Annotated in this window: 16 protein-coding genes and 1 pseudogene; 13 read left to right on the forward strand and 4 right to left on the reverse strand. The window is 50.3% G+C overall.

What is annotated here, in order from left to right; all coding sequences use genetic code 11:
- Positions 1 to 9: 9 nt before the first annotated feature.
- From AC0YNV_RS00595 to AC0YNV_RS00630, 8 genes are all read left to right on the forward strand, one after another.
- Positions 10 to 891: a carbohydrate ABC transporter permease gene (locus tag AC0YNV_RS00595; protein ID WP_210037521.1), complete on the forward strand. Its 882-nt coding sequence runs from the start codon at positions 10 to 12 to the stop codon at positions 889 to 891.
- A gap of 197 nt (positions 892 to 1,088) precedes the next feature.
- Complete coding sequence (locus AC0YNV_RS00600; RefSeq protein ID WP_475764986.1) at positions 1,089 to 3,446, forward strand: helix-turn-helix domain-containing protein; 2,358 nt, start codon at positions 1,089 to 1,091, stop codon at positions 3,444 to 3,446.
- Positions 3,447 to 3,476: 30 nt separating this feature from the next.
- Positions 3,477 to 5,156 (forward strand): extracellular solute-binding protein, encoded by a 1,680-nt coding sequence (locus tag AC0YNV_RS00605; RefSeq protein WP_475764988.1) that lies wholly within the window; start codon positions 3,477 to 3,479, stop codon positions 5,154 to 5,156.
- Positions 5,157 to 5,227: 71 nt separating this feature from the next.
- Entirely contained in the window at positions 5,228 to 7,069 is a 1,842-nt protein-coding gene (locus tag AC0YNV_RS00610) for a cache domain-containing sensor histidine kinase (protein ID WP_475764990.1), read from the forward strand.
- Positions 7,069 to 8,580, forward strand: a complete 1,512-nt coding sequence (locus AC0YNV_RS00615) for a helix-turn-helix domain-containing protein (RefSeq protein ID WP_475764991.1) — start codon at positions 7,069 to 7,071, stop codon at positions 8,578 to 8,580. Before AC0YNV_RS00610 ends, AC0YNV_RS00615 begins: the two co-directional genes overlap by 1 nt.
- 153 nt (positions 8,581 to 8,733) lie before the next feature.
- Positions 8,734 to 10,008, forward strand: a complete 1,275-nt coding sequence (locus AC0YNV_RS00620; protein ID WP_475764993.1) for an ABC transporter substrate-binding protein — start codon at positions 8,734 to 8,736, stop codon at positions 10,006 to 10,008.
- A gap of 63 nt (positions 10,009 to 10,071) precedes the next feature.
- Positions 10,072 to 10,956, forward strand: a complete 885-nt coding sequence (locus AC0YNV_RS00625) for a carbohydrate ABC transporter permease (RefSeq protein WP_475764994.1) — start codon at positions 10,072 to 10,074, stop codon at positions 10,954 to 10,956.
- A complete protein-coding gene (locus AC0YNV_RS00630; RefSeq protein ID WP_475764996.1) occupies positions 10,953 to 11,777 on the forward strand; it encodes a carbohydrate ABC transporter permease in 825 nt (274 codons plus the stop codon). The genes AC0YNV_RS00625 and AC0YNV_RS00630 overlap by 4 nt, the downstream gene beginning before the upstream one ends.
- Before the next feature lie 9 nt (positions 11,778 to 11,786).
- Here AC0YNV_RS00630 and AC0YNV_RS00635 read toward each other — a convergent pair whose 3' ends face one another.
- Positions 11,787 to 12,893, reverse strand: a complete 1,107-nt coding sequence (locus AC0YNV_RS00635) for an acyltransferase (protein WP_475764998.1) — start codon at positions 12,891 to 12,893, stop codon at positions 11,787 to 11,789.
- Positions 12,894 to 13,452: 559 nt separating this feature from the next.
- On the opposite strand from AC0YNV_RS00635, the gene AC0YNV_RS00640 reads away from it, so the two are divergent.
- Positions 13,453 to 13,749 carry a hypothetical protein gene (locus AC0YNV_RS00640; RefSeq protein ID WP_475765000.1) on the forward strand — a complete coding sequence of 99 codons (297 nt, stop codon included), beginning with the start codon at positions 13,453 to 13,455 and terminating at the stop codon, positions 13,747 to 13,749.
- 115 nt (positions 13,750 to 13,864) lie between these two features.
- On the forward strand, positions 13,865 to 14,698 hold the full coding sequence (locus AC0YNV_RS00645) for an SDR family oxidoreductase (protein ID WP_475765002.1): 834 nt from the start codon (positions 13,865 to 13,867) through the stop codon (positions 14,696 to 14,698).
- A 105-nt stretch (positions 14,699 to 14,803) separates the two neighbouring features.
- Here AC0YNV_RS00645 and AC0YNV_RS00650 read toward each other — a convergent pair whose 3' ends face one another.
- A complete protein-coding gene (locus AC0YNV_RS00650) occupies positions 14,804 to 15,424 on the reverse strand; it encodes a cysteine hydrolase family protein (protein ID WP_475765004.1) in 621 nt (206 codons plus the stop codon).
- Positions 15,425 to 15,929: 505 nt separating this feature from the next.
- A complete protein-coding gene (locus AC0YNV_RS00655; RefSeq protein WP_475765005.1) occupies positions 15,930 to 17,414 on the reverse strand; it encodes an MFS transporter in 1,485 nt (494 codons plus the stop codon).
- 188 nt (positions 17,415 to 17,602) lie between these two features.
- On the opposite strand from AC0YNV_RS00655, the gene AC0YNV_RS00660 reads away from it, so the two are divergent.
- Together AC0YNV_RS00660 and AC0YNV_RS00665 are read left to right on the forward strand one after the other, a co-directional pair.
- Entirely contained in the window at positions 17,603 to 18,187 is a 585-nt protein-coding gene (locus AC0YNV_RS00660; protein ID WP_475765007.1) for a TetR/AcrR family transcriptional regulator, read from the forward strand.
- A gap of 539 nt (positions 18,188 to 18,726) precedes the next feature.
- Positions 18,727 to 18,971: pseudogene (locus tag AC0YNV_RS00665) on the forward strand (IS1595 family transposase); the annotation flags it as partial.
- Between the two features lie 646 nt (positions 18,972 to 19,617).
- Here AC0YNV_RS00665 and AC0YNV_RS00670 read toward each other — a convergent pair.
- The gene (locus AC0YNV_RS00670) at positions 19,618 to 19,857 is read right to left on the reverse strand and encodes a hypothetical protein (RefSeq protein ID WP_475765009.1); all 240 of its coding nucleotides are present in this window, start codon (positions 19,855 to 19,857) and stop codon (positions 19,618 to 19,620) included.
- 199 nt (positions 19,858 to 20,056) lie between these two features.
- Between AC0YNV_RS00670 and AC0YNV_RS00675 the strand changes: the two genes are divergently transcribed.
- Positions 20,057 to 21,163, forward strand: coding sequence for a GerAB/ArcD/ProY family transporter (locus AC0YNV_RS00675; RefSeq protein WP_475765011.1), 1,107 nt, complete (start codon positions 20,057 to 20,059; stop codon positions 21,161 to 21,163).
- Positions 21,164 to 21,220 lie beyond the last annotated feature (57 nt).

Here is a 21,220-nt window from a genome sequence, read left to right on the forward strand (position 1 = left end):
GAGCTATCAATGAAAAGAGAGATTGGCCTGTTCGAGAGATTGTTCGACGCCGGTATCTATGCGGTATTGATCTTCCTCGTCGTTGTGACCTTATATCCGCTGCTGTATGTATTATTCGCTTCATTCAGCGAGGCGGGGCAGCTCATTATCCACAAAGGGATTCTGTGGAAGCCGCTCGGCTTCAGCTTCGAGGCTTATAAAAGCGTAATGAACAACCCCGGCATACTGATCGGTTACCGCAACACGCTGTTCATCGTATTTGCGGGTCTTGCGGTTAATCTTGTCATGACTGCGCTCGGCGCGTATGTGCTGTCGCGGAAGAATGTGCTGTGGAACAACAGCTTCATGGTATTCATCGTGTTCACGATGTTCTTCCACGGCGGATTGATTCCGCTCTATCTCGTCGTAAAAGGAGTAGGGCTGCTCGATTCGTTATGGTCGACCATTCTACCGTTTGCGGTCGGCACGTTCAATCTGATCATTATGCGCACGGCTTTTATGGGCATCCCCGACAGTCTGGAGGAATCGGCAAAGATCGACGGGGCGAATCATTTTACGATCCTGTTCCGTATTATCATTCCGCTGTCCATGCCGGTAATTGCCGTCATGATTCTTTATTACGCGGTAGACAAGTGGAATGGCTGGTTCTACGCTTCCGTGTTCATCAAGAGCCGCGAGCTGTTCCCGCTGCAGCTTGTGCTCAGGGAAATTCTGATCGCGAACTCCACGGACAGCATGTCGGCAGGCGCCTCGGCGGGCGACCGCCATCAGATCGGCGAGACGATCAAATATGCGACGATCATGGTCGCGACTGTGCCGATCCTGTGCGTATATCCCTTTGTGCAGCGTTTCTTCGTCAAAGGGGTAATGGTCGGTTCATTGAAGGGCTGAAGGCAGTATTTATATGAATCGTAACGGCCGCTTGGCACAAAAACCCGAATGGAGGGGATCCATTCGGTTTTTTGTGCGTTTCGTCAATCGCTTTGAACGTTTTGCATATTCCTTGGCCTTTGCATTTATAGGTATAATAAGGGTCTGACTCGGGTAACCCCTTGTTATTTACTCTACGCTTAGGTGAGGAGATTCTATTGAACATCCGACAGTTATGGAAGAAACGGAAGAGTATTATTTTTACATGGCTTATCTCTTATAGCACTGTCCTGTTCGTGCCGATCCTGATCAGCCTCATCGTCTATTCACAGTCGAGCGGGGCGCTGAGGAGCGAGATTCACCGCGCCAACGATTCCATGCTCAAGCAGGTGCGGTATACCATAGACAACCAGATCGATCTGATGAAGCGCTTGAACATGGAGCTTACCTGGAATGCCAAGCTGCAGACCTTGATGTATTCCAGCATGCCCGACGGAAGCGCGCAATTCAGCGCCTACGAGCTGGTGAAGGATTTCCGCATGTATCAAACCTCGTACGCCTCCATCGATGAATTTTATGTAACCTGGGAGCGGGAGGCTTCGGTGCTGCGCCCAGGCAACGTCAGGGATATGAAGACCGCTTTCAATACGCTGCATCAGACCGGGAAGATGACGTATGATCAGTGGCTCGCGGTCATCGGAGGATCGGAGCATAATCAGTTCATGGTGCTGCCCCATCTTGATTCGGCCCAGCCGAACACGTCAATCGCCTATATTACCCGTCTGCCCAAGGACCTGAACGGCAAGGAAACGGGAACGGTCGTCGTCATGGCCGATACAGTCCGGTTCCAGGCGGCGATCGAGAGCATATCAGGGTTCAGCGGCGGACAGGTGCTGATCCTGAACCGGAATAATGAGGTTCTGTTGTCCAATCTGCCGGTGCAAGCGGATGAGAAGCATATTCTGGAGCGCATCAAGGGAGGCGGTCAGACGATGCCCGCTTCCGCGAAGGACGGCAGTTCGGAGCTCTTTTATCTGAAGTCCGCCGTATCGGATTTGAAGTATGCGCTCGTCATCCCCAGCAGCATTTACTGGGAGAAGGCGGAGTATGTCAGGCAGTTCACGTATATCAGTATTCTCATCAGTATTATGGGTGCCGGCGTACTGACCTGGTTCTTCATGCGCCGCAACTACTCGCCGATTCAGCAGCTCGTACAGTCGTTGTCCGATAAGAATGCCTATGAGGAGCGGACGGAGTGGAATGAACTGAGCTTCATTCAGCGGGCGATCTCCACTGCCAGAAGCGAGAAGGAGAACATCGCCCTGCAGCTGCAAATTCATCAGAATGTGCTCCGCTCGAACATGCTGAACCGGCTGATGAAAGGCAAGCTGGATTCGCCGATCCCATACGAGGAAGCCTTCAAATCATTCAACATGAAGCTGTTGTCCGATGAATTTGCCGTTATTCTGTTCGTCGTGGAGAATGACGGGAGCCTTGCGGAAAATATGCCTGGCATCAATATCAACGAGACGCGGAAGCTGATTCATTTTATTATTACGAATGTGGTGGAGGAATTGGCCGGCCAGCATCGTCATGCGGGTTACGTGGCCGAAGTGGACGATATGATGGTTTGCCTGGTTAATCTGGCGGAGCCCGATGACGGGCGCTATAAGGATGAGCTGCGTATGATTGCCGGGGAGGCCCAGCGCTTCCTCATGCGGTACCAGATGGATCTGACGGTCTCGATCGGCGGCAAGCACGCCAACTTGTCCGGTATCGCCGCGGCGTATCAGGAGGCGGTGGACGCCATGGAGTACAAGATGGTTCTCGGCAAGAAGGGGATTATTACGTACGACGACATCCGGATCGATCCGGCGGATCACTTGCAGTTCGGCTACTATTACCCGCTCCAGGCGGAGCAGCAGATGATCAATCTGATCAAGGCCGGCGACTTTGAGCATGCATCCGCATTCATGAAGGAGATTACGGACCGGAACTTCAACAAGCCGATCATGTCGCTGACGCTTGCCAGATGCCTGATATTCGACCTTGTAGGGACAATGGTGAAAGCGATTAACGAGCTGGGCGACGGAGACAGCAGCGTATTGGGCGGCAATCCCTTGTGGATGGATCAGATTATCGCATGCGACACGATTCAGGAGATGCAGGATGAGCTCCAGGCCCTGCTCCGTGAGGTATGCGCTTTCGCAGCGGCCAGGCTGGAGACGAATGTGACGCACGAGCGGGCGGAATCGCTGCGGGAGCTGACGGCAAGGGTCGCTCACCATATCGAAGACCATTATCAGGATTTTAATCTGAATGTCAATATGATCGGCGAACGCTTCGACCTGAAGGGCAGCTACCTGTCGAAGCTGTTCAAGACGCAGACCGGAGAAGGGCTTCTGGACTATATACACAAATACCGGATAAAGCAGGCCAAGTGGATGATGAAAAGCAGGCAGGAATCGATCTCGGATATTTCGCGGCTGGTCGGCTACAACGATGCGGCTACCTTCATCCGCGTGTTCAAGAAGTATGAAGGCATTACTCCTGGCAAGTATAAGGAAATTCATTAAATCGGGACAAGTATCGGGAGGTCTGGGAAAATGAGAGGATCGCGTATTACCGCAGTGATAGCTCTTCTGCTGTCAGCGGCGCTGCTGCTGTCCGCCTGCGATCGGCCGGATGCCGTTCCGCTTGCCGGGTATTCGCAAGGGGATGCCGTGCCGGAGCAGCAGGCAGGTTCGGGCAAAGGGGCCGGGGCAGGCTTGCTTGCAGATACAGGCGGGATAGGAAGCTATCCGATCCGCACCGGCAAAACGCTCACCTATTGGGCGGAGCTGAACGGCAATGCGGCCAGCATCAAGCCTTCCTTTGAGGACATTCCGTTCTTCAGGGAATGGCAGAAGCGGACAGGCGTGAAGCTGCAATTTATCCAGCCTCCGGCGAATCAGGCGAAGGAAGCGATGAATGTGCTTCTCGCTTCGGGCGAGCTGCCGGACATGATCGAATACGAATGGGCAAGCTTTCCCGGCGGGCCGGAGAAAGCCATTAAGGACGGTTATATTCTCAGACTGAACGAAGCCATCGACCGCTATGCGCCCAATCTCAAAAAATATCTTGGCGGGCACCCGGAGATCGATAAACAGGTCAAGACGGCAGACGGCAGCTATTACGTCTTTCCGTTCATCCAGGGAGACGACCGGCTGCGCACCTACCAGGGACCGGTTATCCGCAAGGACTGGCTGGATGAGCTGGGCCTTCCGGTACCGGCTACCATTGATGAATGGCATACCGCCCTGAAGGGCTTCAAGGAGAAGAAGGGCGTCCAGGCACCGCTGACATTCCTGGGCGTGCCAAGCCCGTTATTCGGTATCGAGAACGGCGCTTTCGTAGGTGCTTTCGGCATCAAGAAAGGCTTCTACCTGGATCAGGGAGAGGTGAAATTCGGACCGCTTGAGCCGGGTTATAAGCAATTCCTCGCCTTGTTCCGCAAGTGGTATGAAGAGGGACTGCTCGACCGGAACATTGCGACGGTCGATACGAAGACGCTCGATTCCAATATGATATCGGGGAGAAGCGGCGCGAGCATATGGAATGCGGGAGCGGGAATCGGCACCTGGCAGCCGATTGTGCAGGAGCGGGACCCGAACGCGAGGTTCGTTGCGGCTCCTTATCCCGTGCTGAACAAGGGTGACCGCCCGAAGTTCGGACAGCGGACCAATTTGTACTCGGGCAGCGGCGGCGTTGCCATCTCCAGCAAGAGCGGCAATGTCGAGGAAGCGGTCCGGATGCTGGACTACGGCTACAGCCCGGAGGGACATCTGTTCTTTAACTTCGGAATAGAGAATATAAGCTACGCGATGGTGAACGGGTACCCGACGTATACGGATCTTATCCTCCGCAATCCGGACAGGCTTGCGCCCTCGCAGGCGCTTGCCATGTATAACAGGGCCAGCTACTTCGGGCCTTTCGTGCAGGATGTGCGATACCTGGAGCAGTATTATGTACTGTCCGAGCAGAAGGAGGCGACGCGCATCTGGTCGGATACGGATGCCGACAGCCATCTGCTGCCGCCGGTTCCGAAGACGGAGCGGGAAAGCGCGGAGCTGTCGGCGATCATGATGGATGTGACGACGCTTGTCGATGAGATGTCCCTGAAGATCATCCTCGGTATCGAACCGGTGGATGCCTGCGATGCATACGTCGCGCAGCTGAAAGCCCTGCATATTGATAGAGCGATAGAGATTCAGGAGAAGGCGCTGGAGAGGTATAACCGCATGTAACTGCATAATAATGCCAACGGTTCTGGTATAATGCAATCGTGCGGAATATGGGAAATGAAATGAGGTGGCTGATGAAGAAATTGTTCCGTTTTTTTCGGCATTTTATTTTTAATCGAACGATTTACCGGACGATCCTGTTTTCCTATTTGATCGTTAATCTGCTTCTTCTCCTGTTCTTCGGCATGCTCTCTATCCGGGACTCCACGAGAATGATGACGGATGAAATTATCCGTTCGAGCAACAAGGTGATGGAACAGGCCGCGTTGGGCCTGAGCTTCAATCTGGAAGAGACCAAGCGTTCGCTGATCCTCCTGGCAGGGAATTACTCTGTCGCTTCGCTTATGCGCGAGGCAGGCAAGATGGAGATGATCAACCTGATTCAGCATGAACGCAATATTGCCGAAATTACGAAAGGCATTTATACGTACCAGTCCCTGATCAGCGATGTGCTGATTCTCGGCCAGAATGGATACGTGAACAACTTGAATGGCCGCAATTCCCTCCAGTGGGACTATGCCTTCAGGCAGCAGCCCTGGGTACAGGAATCCTTCCGCTCCCATCCGGACAACACCTTCTTCAGTCTGGGCGTACATGTACAAAACTACTATTTAAAGGATGATACGTCCCGATACGGGCTTCCTACCTTGTCCGTTGGCATGAAGGTGCAGGGCTTTCAGGGGGACACGGTAGGCTCTGTTATCGCCAATCTCGACCTGGACAAGCTGAACGGGATGTTCGAGAGGAGCACCTATCACAACAGAGGCAATATCTTCCTGATCGACGAGAACCACACCATTATCGTTCACCAGGACAGGGAGCAGATCGGCCACGCTCTGAAATTCCAGGGGATCGAAAAGCTTGATTCCGATATTGGCGGCAACTTCACGGAGGAGATTGACGGGGAAGAGCATCTCGTTATCTATCAGCCTACCGTCATTAAAGGCTTGACCATGATTGCAACCGTTACCATGAAGGAAATCTCCGATCAATCCATCCCGCTCAAATCTAATCTTATCCGCATCCTGTATCTTTGCATTCTGCTCAATACCTTGATCAGCGTGGTTATTACCTTCCGGATTTCGCGCCCGGTCAGCAGGCTGCTGATGACGCTGGACAGAATGGGAGGAGATGACACGCTTTTTGTTAAAAACAGGGACTACCGATATCAGGAGCTCAATCATATCGGCACCAAATTCAAGGAGCTGATGAACCGCATTGAGCTGCTCATTCAACAAAATTACCTGACCCGGATCGCCTTGAAGGATGAAGAATTCAAGGCTCTTCAATCCCAGATCAATCCTCACTTTCTGTTCAATACGCTGCAGCTGCTGCAAACGGAGATCGTATGCGGGAATATCCAATCCTCCAATACGATCGTGCTTTCCTTAAGCAGCCTGTTTCGTTACTCCATGCGGCAATCCGACGAAATGGCGGAGCTGGCGACGGAGCTCGCCCATATGAAGGACTACTTATTTATCATGAACAAAAAATACGAGGATCGGATTACAGTGACGGTTCATATTCCGGATCCTGCGGTCCTGGCTTACAAGATTCCGAAGCTCATTCTTCAGCCTATGGCCGAAAATTCGATCCGGCACGGCTTTGGGGAGAACCGCCGGGAAGGCGCGATTCAGTTAAGCGTCCTCTCCGTTAAGCGCGGGCTGCTGATCGTCATCCGGGATACGGGTAAAGGGATGGACAGGCACAGGCTGAAGGCGCTGAGGCGGCATATTGATCCTGCCAGCCCAAAGCCAGGCAACATTGGACTGTATAATGTCAACCACCGGATCAAGCTGAAGTTCGGCAATGATTATGGTATTTATATCCGAAGCGACGAGAATGTCCATACGACCCTGTATATTTTACTGCCTGTCATTCCTGGCGGAGCCGATTTGCGGAAAGGGGACTTTTAATGAAATTGCTGATAGCCGATGATCAAGCCTCCCTCCACACCTTTCTGGACAAAATGGTAGACTGGCTCTCGTTGGGGATTACCGAGATCAGACATGCATACGACAGTAAGGAAACGCTGTTGATTATTGAACAATTCATGCCGGATCTGCTGATACTTGATGTGCAGATGCCCTTCATGAACGGCCTGGAAATGCTGAAGCAGCTGAAGCAGCCCTTCCGAAAACCGAAGACGGTTATTTTGAGCGCCTATGACGAATTTGAATTTGCGCGGGAAGCGCTGCACCTGAGCGTAGCCCAGTATTTGCTTAAACCGGTGGACGTCGCTCTACTTACCAGCGCCATCAGGGAGCTTCTCGCCAGCATTCAGGATGAGCAGCAAGCAGCGCTCGCTCATGAGCTGGGCCGGATCGTTCAGTCCTTATCCTGTCCGGCAGAATCGTTTGAGGTGATCGGGCGCTCGTTCCAGGCGCTGCGAATAAGGGAATACATGCTGCTGGATGTAGATGGCGGACAGCCGTCCGCCGAGTCATTGATCGAGTGGATTTCCGGGCTTGAAGATGCGATTATACCGGTCGTGCACCGGAAAAGCCCCGACGGATATGCCTGCTTGCTGGGAATGACAGCCCCGGTTCCAGCCATGCGGTTGGAGGAGTTGTACCGGCAATTATCCGATCAATGGCTTGAGCGGTTTGCGGATTCACAGGCTTCAATCGGGATCAGCGCGGTCGCTGATACTCCCGACAGATTGCTGGAGCTGTACAGGCAGAGTGAGGAAGCGGGCCTGCAGCGTTTCTATTCGCAGGAAGCGGTCAATCTGTACAAGGAAGGCTATTTCACGACAGACTGGAGAACCAGGGAGCTTCAAAAATATGAACGCGCGCTTCCGGAGCAGGTATCGTATGGCTTTCAATCCGCTTCGGTCAGCAAGCTTGTATCCGGGCTGTTCGATCATTTTCGCGAGAAGCGTCTCCATCCGGAAAACGTATATATGCTGATTCTCCACTATGTGTACATAACCGGACAAGCCTTGAATGACTCCGTTGCAGGGAAGACGGAGTGGGCTGGAATAACACTCGACATGCTCAAAGCTTACCGGACGGCGGATAGACTTGAGCATTACCTTCAAGCCCTGCTTCACCGTATTGCCGATAAATCCGAGACCGCGCCGCTTGCCGGTGAAACGGTACTGCAGGTGAAGCATTTCGTCGATCTCCATTACGGCGAGGATCTGTCGCTGCAAAGGATCGCCACGCTGTTCAACATGGATAAGTTTCAATTAAGCAGAGCCTTCAAGCAGGAGCTGCATATTAATTATTGGACGTATGTGATGCGGGCAAGAATGTCCAAGGCCGCTGAAATGCTGGTCAATACGGAGATGAAGAACAGTGCGATCGCCGCTGCAACCGGCTTTGGCGACGAGAGCCATTTCAGCCGCAGCTTCAAAAAGCATTTTGACCTGTCCCCCAAGCAGTACCGGCAAGCAAAGACAGGTGCGGAAGGCGGCAGTTGAATCCGGAGCAGCGGGCGCAGGATCAAATGACTCCTGGCTTACGCAACAAAATACAAATAAACATGCAACAATATGAATTCCCCCGTTGCGGCAAAGAAGTTATCATATGGTTTGTAAGTGCTTACAACCAGTATTGAAGGGGGAACTAATACGATGAGAAGAATAAGGTGCCTGCTTCCGATTGTTCTATTGACCGCTATGCTGCTCAGCGCATGCGGCAGCGCCGGCGGCAATGAGCAGGGGGCGGAAAGCAGCAATGGGCAGACGGCGGAGAAGGTTAAGCTGAGCCTGCTTTCCTGGAACAATGAAACCGAAATGAAGCCGGTTCTCGACGGATTCAAGAAGAAGTATCCGCATATTTCCATTGATTTTCAATTCGCTCCACCCGTGAAGGATTATATTGCCAAGCTCCAGACGATGCTGTTGTCGGAATCGGCTACGGACATTTTCATGATTGCCGCCGAAAACCGGAATGAGATTATCGACGGCGGTCATGCGCTGGATCTGACGGATTTTCCATTCATGGAAACGATGCTGGACAGCAACAAGCCAATGCTCAGCAAAAACGGTAAAACCTATGCATATACGCAGAACGGCTGGGTTGGCGGCTGGTATTATAACAAAGACCTGTTCACGAAGGCGGGAATTGAGAAGCTGCCGGAAAACTGGGATGAATTCGTTGCCCTTTGTCTGAAGCTCAAGGAAGCCGGCATTACTCCGATCTATGACAATATGCAGGACCTCACCCAGATTCATTCCGCGCTGTACGGCAACATGACCCTCGCGGCAGACGCAAATTTTGATGACAAAATCTTTACCGGAGAAAAAACATTCGCCGAAGGCTGGACGGAAGTATTCAAGCTATGGAAAAAGGATCTGATCGACACCCAGATACTTACGCCGGATATGATCGGTCTGACAGGCGATCAGATTGAGAGTGAATTCACGCTGGGCAACGTCGCGATGTTCTTCGGCGGTCCATGGAGCATCGCCAAGCTTGAGGCAACGGAGGGGCTGAACTTCAGCATGATGCCTATACCGGGTCCGAAGCAGGGAGCGAATTATTATGTAGGAGCGCCGGGCGTCGGGTTTGCGGTCAATACCGCCAGCAAGCATCAGGAGGAAGCGCTGCAGTTCATCGAATATTTAAGCACGCAGGAAGGGCTGCAGCTGTTTTATGAAGGAACGGGAGCGTTGATAACGGTCAAGGACTTCGAGGCCAAGGTGCATCCGGCGCTGCAAACCGCTTTTGAAGAAGGGCTGATGAAAGGAAACGTCTACCTGCCGATGGTAACGTGGCCGCGTCATCAGGAAGCGCTGCGCAATCAATTCGTCATCTCGACACAGGATATGGCAGTCGGCAAAATAACACCGGAGCAAGCAGCGGAAGCGATCGATAAAAAGTTCGAGGAAATGGAAAATAAATAACAGTCATCGCGTCAGGGCAATAGGGAAACCTGCTGCTCTTTCGGCTGCTGAAAGGAGACAATCGTGACTAAGGCTCTTCGACTGCTACAGTACCAGATTTTTCTGCTTCCGATCCTGCTGGTCTACACGCTATTCACGATCTATCCGTTAATTCGCTCTCTGATCCTGAGCTTCACGGATTTTGACGGGTATGACAAGAATTACGCTTTTACCGGACTAAAAAATTATATGAAATTATTTACCGACGACGCCATCGTATCGGGCATCTCGTTCACCCTGCTGTTTGCATTGCTGAGCACCCTGCTGATCACGATACTGGCCATACCGCTGGCTCTCATACTGGATCAGAAATTTATGACAAGAAATTTGCACCGGGCCATCTTCTTTTTTCCATCCATTCCGAGCGGCCTTTTGCTGGCTTTCATATGGGGATTTATCCTGTCGCCCGTTCCATCCGGCGTTCTCAACACGGTGCTGCGTGAGGTCTTCCATGCCGGCCCGCAGCCGTGGCTGTCGGATCCGCTTCTGGCCAAGCTGTCTACCATTATTGTGGCTGCCTGGGCGGCAGTGGGCTGGCATGCCGTGCTGTACCTGGCCTTCCTTCAATCGATTTCCAGGGATTATTATGAAGCCGCCTCGATCGACGGGGCCAACCGCCGGCAGCAGATACGCTATATTACGCTGCCGCTGCTTGCGCCAGCCATGACGGTAAGCGTCATGCTGCTTCTTACAGGGGGACTCAAAGTCTATGAAGTGCCCTTTGCCTTGACGAAGGGCGGACCCGGCTTCGAAACCCATACGATTACACAGGTCATCGTGCTGCGCGGCATCACGGAGACCCAGTATGGGCTGGCTTCCGCGATATCCATTGTTTTCTTCCTGATTGTACTGGTCATCGCCTATTTCCAGGTTACCCTGATGCAGAAGAGGGAGGATCGGATCCAATGACGGGCGCAGTGAGAAGAAATTGGTGGTTGGACATTCTGATGCTGCCGGTCGGATTGCTGACGTTCTTTCCGTTCTACCTGGTTATCGTCAACACGTTCAAGAGCGAGCAGGAAACGGCGGCCAGACCGATGAGCCTGCCGAGAACCTGGGATTTCTCGAATTACGCCCAGGTGTTCGAGCAGACTTCCATCGTCCAAAGCTTCGGCAACAGCCTGGTCGTGACCGTCGTGTCCGTCCTGCTGATGGTGCTGATCGGGGCAATGGCGGCTTACCCGGTCGTCTTCAACCCGGGACGCCTGAATCACTATGTCATGCTTTACTTGCTGCTTGGCTTCATGATTCCTTTCCAGACGACGCTGATTCCATTATTTCAGCTGATGACCGATTTGAACCTCGTCGACCGTCTTTACGGGCTGATTGCCTTGTATACAGGGGGTGCGGTGTTCGTCTTCTTCCTGATGCTCGGTTATATGAAAACGATCCCGAAAGAGCTGTCGGAGGCAGCCATTATTGATGGAAGCTCGATATGGGGAATATTCTGGCGGATTATTCTTCCCCTGCTCAAGCCGATCACCGTCACAAGCATCATCTTCCAGACGATGTGGATCTGGAATGACTTTTTGGCCCCGATGCTGTTTCTGGGCTCCCGCAGCAACTCTACGCTCGTTCTGGAAATCTACAAGGCAAAGGGAGAGTTCTCGGTGAATTGGCCTTTGTTCATGACCATGACCGTTATAACGCTTATTCCGATCTTTATCTTCTTCATCCTCATGCAGAAGCAGATTGTGAAAGGCATCGTAGGCGGAGCGGTAAAAGGGTAGTCAACGATGTCAGGTCGTTGAAGACGCAGGAGAAAGTCTGCGACTATCCGATTTCCCGACGATGTACACGCCGAGGCGCGATTTCTGAACGGCGATTGTAATCAGCCATGAAAGAATGAATGCGACCGCTCCTCCTGCCCATATGAGCAGATGATAGGATATCGCGCCGTGGACCATCACTTCCTGACGCCAAAGGAGCAGGAAGAATGGATGGATGAAATAAATGCCGAATGAGTACGTGCCGATCGACAGCAGCGTATTGCGCGAAAGATGAAGACGTCCTCCTTCCAGCAGCGATGCGGCCTGCAGCAGAACGATGCAGCTGATTGCGGCGTAGGAGTAGTCGGAAACGAAATTGAGATAAGAGTAATACGGCTGCGGAATCCATTGCGGATTTGTTTTCTGCAGCCACATTTGGCCGACATAGATAACGGCGGAGATGATAAATCCGGCAAAAAGGCACCATCTCCGCCAATCCTTGCCGCCTGCCGTAATGGTTTTCAATTTTCCGGCCGCATAAGCGCCCAGAAAGAAATAGAGCAGGTACGAGCCGATGAACGAGCCGACCCCTTTCATATCAAGAGCGTAATAATTTAACAGGTAAAAGGCGGTTTGGGCTGCTGCGCCGCACAGCAATGGATGGTTCTTGATGAATTGGATCCGAAACAGCAAATGAAAGAGCGGGAATGCCAGGTAAAATTGGGCGATCACAATGATGAAGTACAGATGGGGGTAACTGCCGCCGAACGGCAGCCCCTTAACAAAGCCGAGCAGGCTGTCTTCAGCGGACATATGCTTGACGTATGAGTCGGCAGCTGAGTAGAACACGGACCAGATCAAGTAGGGAATAACGATCGTTTTCAGCCGCTTACGGTAAAAAACGAGCCAGTTTTGCTTTGTTCTCTCATCATAATGATAAAAAAGCAGGAGCGAGCTCAGGAAGAGAAAGGCCGGCACGGCAAAATGCGAGGCTGCATTAATAATCTTGTAGACGGGAAAAAGTGATGAAGCCGTCGACAGCTCAGTGATCGCGGACGACGTCGTATGAATCGCCAAAACGGCCAGAATCGCAAATCCCCTTAATATTTCGAGATAAGTAAGTTTTTCTCTCACCATACGCCCTCCGATAGCCGTTGATCTATATCCTGAACATGACCTCCAACGAAAGATTAGCTACTTACATATGGACATCCAGCGCGCCTTCGAATCAGCTTACAGAATCTTCTAGCCAGTATGCCCGAAAACTCCCCTGAACATATTCGTTCTCCTGGTCCCCTTATTCTCACTCCCGACGGATTCCGATTAGAAAAATCCAGAGTATACCCACATAAATAATTAAAATTACAATAATTCAGGTAATTATAATTAATTTTAAATAATTGTCGTGAGATTATCGTTATTTATCTTGTGCAAAAACGATAATACGCACTACTCGTGGCTGAATAATGCAAAAGGATGGCTAGGATATCTAAATACATGCAATAATTATTGTTTTTATAATAAGAAGGGAGTTGAAGATTATTGCTGAAAGGCATAAATATCAGGTGGAGGAAAGAATACTGATGAAAATAAAAGCCGCACGGAAGATTGGAACGTCCTTTTGTTTCCCTGTTTGTTTAAGAAATCAAGGTAGTCAAAGTGCGCATTATATATGAGATCCCGGGAGGATATTAATATGGGTAAGTACATAGTAACGGTAATGACCAAGCCGAAAGACGGTAAAGATGAAGAGTTTAGAAACTGGTATAAACAAATCCACATCCCCGAGCTTCTCAAACTCCCGGGTTTTATTAGCGGGAACAAATATTACAGCGTAAAAGCCGAGCTGCCTTATATGGCTATCTATGAAATAGAAACAGAGGACATTCAGAAAACGATGGTCTGTTTTCAAAATAATTCACCCAACATGACATGGTCAAATGCTCTGGACATGGATTCCATTCAATCACAGGTATATGAAGTGTTGGAGTGAAGCGTCGAGTGGAGTATAGGATTCATTTTTAACAATTAGATTGATATAAGATGCTATCCGTTATTATTTTTGTCGTAGAAAAAGTGAATCAAGAATTCTGAAGGGAATGGTAAGGATGTCACAGAAAAAGGTCTGGTTCGTCACGGGATCTTCCAAAGGATTCGGATTAGCTTTAGTTAAGACACTGGTGGATAGGGGTTATAAGGTAGCAGCCACTTCAAGAGTGGTTAGAGATCTTGAGCTATCCGTTGGTCTGCATGACAACTTTTTTTCGCTTCAAATGGATTTAACAAATGATTCAGATGTCAAAACTGCAATTGATGCCACAATTAAGCGGTTTGGCCGATTGGATGTAGTTGTTAATAATGCAGGTTACTGCCAGGTTGGACCAATAGAGGAAGTTCCAGATCATCTTATTCGGCAAAACTTTGAAGTCAATGTATTTGGAACGTTGAATGTAATAAGACACGCGCTTCCCCAGCTGCGGAAACAAAGGTCAGGTCATATTTTTAATATATCCTCGATAGCCGGATATCAAGGGATGGCTGCCACCGGCGTATATAGCGCTACAAAGTTTGCCGTAGATGGAATGAGTGAATCTTTGGCGCAGGAAGTAGCGCCTTTAGGAATCTTTGTCACATCGGTTAAGCCTGGCTTCTTTCGCACCAACTTTTTCTCTGAAGGATCGATTCATGCTGGAGGCAATCCCATCAACGATTATGAGACAATAAGAAAAAACCAGGAATCCGGCATCCGGCGTTATGATAAGAATCAACCTGGCGACCCGAATAAAGGAATGGATGTTTTGATTCGAGTTTCCGAGTCCGAGTATCCTCCGGTTCATCTTTTTCTGGGAGCGGATGCGTATGGAGTGGCGGATCAGAAGGTTGCCAATGTAAAACAAGAAATGCAATCCTGGAAATACTTGGCGACCAAAACTGATTTTTGAAAAAAGTCTATGAAAACACTGAGGAGACGGATTTTATAGGAAGATCGCTGTGAAAGGGGCATGCTAGGCTTAAAGAATTTCCTCTGGGAGAGTTACTGGATAGATTTATAATTGAGAGATCGCCTGTTGAGTTGACCACGTAGCACTGCTGAAAGCCTGGAAATTTGTAATCGCTGCTTGAAAATCCTTCTCGCTTAAAGCTGCAGTGGCATCATATACAACAGCGGTTTGGAATCCATTTTCAATTAAGTCTCTCATATGCGATTCTACACAAATGTTTGATAGAACACCTGCCAAAATGACCTTTTCTTTTCTATGCTGACGTAATTGGTAAACTAGATCATTGTTCTGCGGACTGGCAACCTTATGGGCGGTCGCAACGACTGTTTGGTTTGCCAAGATGTATGGCTTAAGCGATGGAACCCAGTCAGCTCCCACAGAAATGTGGTCATGATTTTTTTGATAGACCCGAAGCTTTAATAACATGTCTTGTTCAGCTCCAGTAAATTGCCAACCATAATCATGCGGATATATATAATGAGGGGATACAAAAAGCTGATACCCTATACTCATGGCGGTCCTTATTAGAATCTCAAGGTTTCCTAGTGTGTTGTAATGCTCAATAATATGTTTAGTTAAAAAGTAGCCTTTCCCTCCAGGTGAAAGAAAGTCATTTTGTGGGTCCGTTATGACAATTGCTGTATTAGCAGGATGAGATTTAAACATTTTTTCTCCTCCAATTCACATTTAAATATATCTATTTTTTGAGTAACAATTTATATAATGATTCGGCTATCGTCGTTTATGAATATATATTAATGGAATCTTGGAGATATTCTGTTTTTGATGGCGCATCTATTAATACAAGTGCAAAGTAAGATGAAAGATCCCGGCTAATGTAGGACTTCCGATCTCCAGGCCGATGAATTAGCAGCCGATGATGTTTACACTGCTTACGCCTTCCTGGGCTCCACTGAATAAAAAAAACCACTTCAGACGAAGTGGTTTGAATGATTGTTTTAGTGGAGCCTGGCGGGATCGGACCCTTGACCTCTTCGCTGCCAGTGTTAGTGATGGGGGTGGATCTGGCCATTGCCCCCATTCTCTGTTGAATGAGTTAAGTGAAAGAGATTTCGCTCATATTTATCGTTATTAATAGCGGTTCCGGAATCATATGTTCATCTTGTCTTGGATAGACCCGGCGCCCTTGTCGGAACCATGATGTTTAGCATTACCGCTCGCTGCTTGTCCTAACTTTACGCGACAATAACAGCGCAAGGACCAGAATAATTGCGGTCAGTCCCACGAGTAAATAAAGACAGAGCATAAAGGCATCGGCGTAGGTTTGCATATGCGCCGCCGTCAGGGCGGGAGCGGGATTACCGAGCGCATTCTGCCAAACGATGCCGATGAGGGCAATGCCGATGGTCAGTCCTACCTGCATCCCCGTCGTCAGAATACCGGAAGCCGAGCCGATATCGTCACTTCGCACCTTGGCCAGAACGATGTTGGTAATGGGAGAGGCGATGAATCCTAGGCCGATACCAAGTACCGCAAGCGCCGGAATCCATTCGTAGCCGGCAAACCCTATTCCCGCAAGGTGAACCGACAAGACCAGTGCCAGAAAACCGACCGCTGCAAGGACAGTGCCGAGCAGCAAGACACGGGGGCCAATCTTGGCTGCAACCTTAGCCGATACCAGGGAGGCTATGAAAATGCCAAGGCCCATCGGCAAGACGATCGCGCCGGCTTTCAATGGGCTGAAGCCAAACCCCACTTGCAGCAGAAAGGAGCTGACGAAGAAGAACGACCCGTACAGGAGGTACTGCAGGAAAACGACACCCATTCCCGTGGTGAACATTTTTTGCCCGAATAGGCTGACGTTCATAAGCGGAACGCGTCCCCGGCGCTTAAGCGACTTTTCGAATAGGCCGAAAACAATAAGAACGGGCAGTGCCAGGATCAAAAGGATAATGAGATAAGCCGGCCAGCCTTCCTTCGGTCCTTGAACGAGCGGATAAGCGAGCATGAAAAGTCCCAGCGCAACGAGAAAAGCCCCGGTCCAGTCGAGCTTGCTGCCGGCCGGTTCTCTGGATTCACTGATGAATGGCAAAAGCGCCATTAAAAGGATCCCGACCGGAACGGTGAAGAAAAAGACCGTCCGCCAGTCCAGTCCGCCGGGATTCCAACTGATCATCAGTCCGCCGATGATCTGTCCGGTCGCAGCCGACAGCCCTATGGACGCTCCGTAAAGTCCTAAGACCGGTCCGCGCTTCTCAGGCGGGTAGTGGACTTGGATGAGCGAAAGTATCTGCGGGGTAAGCAGCGCGGCGCTGAAGCCCTGAATGATACGGGCGGCTAAGAGCAATCCGATGCTTGGCGCAATCCCGCTTAGGAACGAACCGGCTGTGAAGCCGGCTACTCCCAGGAGCAGCAGACGTTTTCGCCCGTATTTATCGCCGAGCCGGCCGCCGATAATGAGCGAAACGGCATAGGCCAGCGTATAGCCGGAAACGACGAATTGGACTCCGGCAAAGCTCGTATGAAGGGCTTTCTGAATAGCGGGAGTCGAGACGCTGACAATGAAAACATTCGAGACCGTAATAAATACGGACAACAGCATGACGGCAAGCATCAACCGCGGCCGTGGTTTGGCCCTGCTTCTGCTGGCTGCGGCGCTCCCGGCAAGTTTGTGTGACTCCAACACGTCGGACATTAATATTTTCTCTCCTTTTACCCGAGATCTCCCCGTGACGGATTGGCTATGGCCCGATTTGACAGCAGCGGGGGATTTTCTGTAGAATTAGGGAGACAAGTCTGTCTCACATGCACTGAATGATACAGACAAATCTGTATCATGTCAATGACCCAAAGATATATTTCCTAATGACAGGAGGGAACGATGTGGAGAAGAAACGCACGGCCAAGGAACGGATTTTGGCCACGGCATCCGAGCTTTTTTACCGCGAAGGCATTCGTGCCGTTGGAATCGATCGGATTATCGAGGAATCGGACGTCGCCAAGGCGAGCTTCTATCGCAGCTTCTCGACGAAGGACGACCTGATTGTCGCTTATTTGCAAGAGCGGGGCAGGCTCGGCCGGGAGAGAGTGAAGGAGGCGGAGCTCCTTCATCCCGATTCGGCCAAGGAGCAGCTCTATATGCTGCTTCGCCAATTGGTCGAGCGGATGCGGCAGACGGGCTTCCGAGGCTGCGCATACATGAATGCGGTTGTGGAATTCCCGGACGAGGACCATCCCGCGCACCGCCAAGCGGTCGAGAACCGGCTGGAGCAGTGGGACACCATCGAACGAATCGCCACGCGCGGCGGCGCACGCAAGCCGGACGAGCTCGCGTTCAAGATGCGGCTCATGTGCAATGGCGCCATGTCAACATCCTATATGCACAAGGAAAGGTTCCGTCCTGACGTGTTTTTCGAAGCCGCCAAGCTCATCATCGACAGTCACTTCGACGAACGTCCCGGACAATAAGCGGCTCAATCCGGGACTGCCGCGGGTGGGGGAGGAGAAGTTGCATGCTTAACGGCTATATGCTTTTCATCTGACCTTTTGTCCACCGATATTTGCTTTGCTTCCTTCGGGCCGCCAATTCTGCCGGCGGGTATGGACGCCCAGGCAGGAAGCCGGGTTGGCTCCGGGTATTGACTAGAGCGTCCAGCCTGCCGAATACGGAGCGGATGCGCTAGAGGTTATCCCGGATCGGTTGCCGGATTCCGGCTAATCGTCCCGCGACGAGACAATCACCGCGTAACCTTTGGCGGTCAACGTCAGCGCCCTCTCGCGGCCGATGTCCCCGCTTGCGCCCACGTTAAGCGCCCCTCTTTTTGATCCAGACATGTCCGTCCTCTCCCTATTATGCGATACGAATACGCATGCATATTCAGCTTCAACAGCGGGAGCGATCATGGCGGCCCAAAACGTAAAAAGCGGATTGGCAATATTTATGCGAGTATATTTTGGATTGCAAGCGGTACCACGGCGAGAGCGTGGATATTACGTGGCGTGACTGTGATTTGCGTAATTGGCTGAACGGTGAATGCTATAAACACCATGGAATAAGCAATGACCAGGTTTGTGTATTGGTTGCCCATGGCCGTCAGAAGATGACTTTCTCTGGTTTTTGTACGTATACGGACAACGAAATTAGGTGAAGGTAGAGGTCATGTATCTGATACAAACGTGCTTTGTACCGATTCGTGGAGGGCATTCAGCTCATAAGAAAGGTTTGGTTCAATACCGTTCCAAGTCCAATGGCTTGGTTTCGCTTTTTAGATAGCAAGGAATAACGAAAATACATAGAAAATAAAAAAAACATGCTCGTACTGCATGTCTTTTCCACTGTAATTAATAAATAACTTGCTTATAGTCATGTCAAACTGAATCAAGACGTAATATCGTCGAAATTCCGCAAAAGGCGCTGCTCCAGCCCTTTTCATTTGTTTTAAGTTCTTGCATGATCGGAATGCTCATATCGGGCAAAGACGATCGGATACAGATCAAGCGCCTTTTGCGTTGGTCGGTACATCGTTTGTGCGCGGTTTGTATCGCCTTCTATCTTGATGAGCAGGTCTGCTTCAGTGAGTGATTGGAGCCGTGCGCTCAAAATATTGGTTGCGATCCGCTCATCTGAAGCAAGAAACTCGCGGTAATGCCGCTTATTATGGATCAGGACATCCCGAAGTATGACTAGGCTCTATGGATCACCTAATATATCGAGCGTCAAGGAAGATCGCCGAGGCAGGTGCTGACGCGTGAGTCTGCGTCGACGCAATGCTGCCAGCGAGCGAGAAGCTAGACTGCAACTGGCCGCCGGCGTATTTGACCTGACTGCGCTATAGACCAACTTTAACAAGGCTCTCATAAGCTTCGTTCAACTGCCTCGTATAAGCTTGGAGAAGCATTTAGTTTTGAGGGGATGTTTTGTCGCGATCAAGTGACATAAACATCCCCTCAAACGGTTCTAATGACACAAACATGTACGCATAAGAATCGCTAATTATTTGCGGTTCAATGCTCACTATGATCGCTTCTGCATTGGTGACGACGGCCGGCGATAGCCGGCAACGATCTTCGCCATGAATAAATCCGCTCAAATCTCCTGCCTCGCTTAGAAGACCAGCTACACGAATGTCCATGATCACAGTCTCACCCTCCTGTTTTGAAAGATGACTCCATTATAAGACTGGTAAACCCGTTCAATCATTCATACCGCCATACCGCGATCATTATTTGCATGAAACGACTGTCTCAACTTCAACTTAGAAAGATTGCGATACATAATTGAATGAAAAAAATGGAAACCTATCCCTATAATCGCTTATTCTGAGAGGAGAAAATGAATTGCGTCCCATCACCACGCTTCAGGTAGCAGCAATTGTAGTTAGTTCTACAATCGGAGGTGGCGTTCTTGCAGTTCCCCTTCTTGCTGTTCGCGCAGCAGATACCGGAGCTCCGCTTGTCACGCTGCTCGGAACACTGGTCGGATTATTCGGCCTGATCATTGTTACGATGCTCGGCATCCGTTTTCCTGACCAGTCGATTATTCAATACAGCGAGGATATTATCGGAAGAGGCATCTCATTCGCGGCCAGCCTGAGTATTGTCATTTTCTTCAGTATATTGGCAGCTGCGATTTCCAGGGAATTCGGGGAAGTGGTTATCACCTCCATATTAAAGAGGACACCATTGGAAGTGACCGTTCTCGCGATGCTGCTGCTTGCAGCCGTATTTGCCCGAACGGATATTGTGACGTTCGCCAGTATCCATCTTTTTTACCTGCCGTTCATTATGGTGCCCGGCCTTACTATCGTATCATTGTCACTTAAGAACTCCCGCGTCCTGAATTTGCTGCCTGTATGGGGTAATGAGCATCACGACTTGTTTTTATGGATATTTACGATTGCCGCCTTGTTTCAAGGCTCCTTCATCATTACGATGGTCATCCCGTTCATGAAATCGCCAACAAAGGCCTATCTCTCCATGATTTGGGGCTGGGCTATACCCAGTTTGTTATATGTACTCATTGTCATTTCCTCCGTAGCCGTATTCGGTCCGGAAGAAATCAAATTACTGATGTGGCCTACATTGGAATTGGCTAAAACAACGGCACTGCCCGCCAATATATTGGAACGGCTGGACGCGGCGTTTCTTGCGGTCTGGGTGACTAACGTGTTCACGACGATGCTGTCGACTTTCTACCTAACGGTCAAATCCATAACCCAGATGTTTCATTTGAAGGAGCATAAAATATTTGCTTTTTTCATGCTGCCTTTTATCTTTCTGATTGCCATGCTTCCGCAAAGCGTGCTTGAATTATATGAGTTTGCAGAATATGCCGGAAAACTGGGATTGTATATTACCATCGGCTATCCCTTATTGCTGCTGCTCATTGCGGTAATTCGTAAAAAACGCGGAAAACCGGTCGTCGTCAAGGACAGCAGCAGCTAATTCAGTCAAGTTTTTTCATCCCATTCCAACCTGGATATAATGCGCGTCTCCTCCCCC

This window comes from Paenibacillus sp. JT31N11 (assembly GCF_056269285.1).

Coding starts and splice junctions, on each gene's coding strand:
- AC0YNV_RS00595 (WP_210037521.1), top strand. CDS start 10: ATGAAAAGAGAGATTGGCCTGTTCGAGAGATTGTTCGACGCCGGTATC.
- AC0YNV_RS00605 (WP_475764988.1), top strand. CDS start 3,477: ATGAGAGGATCGCGTATTACCGCAGTGATAGCTCTTCTGCTGTCAGCG.
- AC0YNV_RS00610 (WP_475764990.1), top strand. CDS start 5,228: ATGAAGAAATTGTTCCGTTTTTTTCGGCATTTTATTTTTAATCGAACG.
- AC0YNV_RS00615 (WP_475764991.1), top strand. CDS start 7,069: ATGAAATTGCTGATAGCCGATGATCAAGCCTCCCTCCACACCTTTCTG.
- AC0YNV_RS00620 (WP_475764993.1), top strand. CDS start 8,734: ATGAGAAGAATAAGGTGCCTGCTTCCGATTGTTCTATTGACCGCTATG.
- AC0YNV_RS00630 (WP_475764996.1), top strand. CDS start 10,953: ATGACGGGCGCAGTGAGAAGAAATTGGTGGTTGGACATTCTGATGCTG.
- AC0YNV_RS00635 (WP_475764998.1), bottom strand. CDS start 12,893: ATGGTGAGAGAAAAACTTACTTATCTCGAAATATTAAGGGGATTTGCG.
- AC0YNV_RS00640 (WP_475765000.1), top strand. CDS start 13,453: ATGGGTAAGTACATAGTAACGGTAATGACCAAGCCGAAAGACGGTAAA.
- AC0YNV_RS00645 (WP_475765002.1), top strand. CDS start 13,865: ATGTCACAGAAAAAGGTCTGGTTCGTCACGGGATCTTCCAAAGGATTC.
- AC0YNV_RS00650 (WP_475765004.1), bottom strand. CDS start 15,424: ATGTTTAAATCTCATCCTGCTAATACAGCAATTGTCATAACGGACCCA.
- AC0YNV_RS00655 (WP_475765005.1), bottom strand. CDS start 17,414: ATGTCCGACGTGTTGGAGTCACACAAACTTGCCGGGAGCGCCGCAGCC.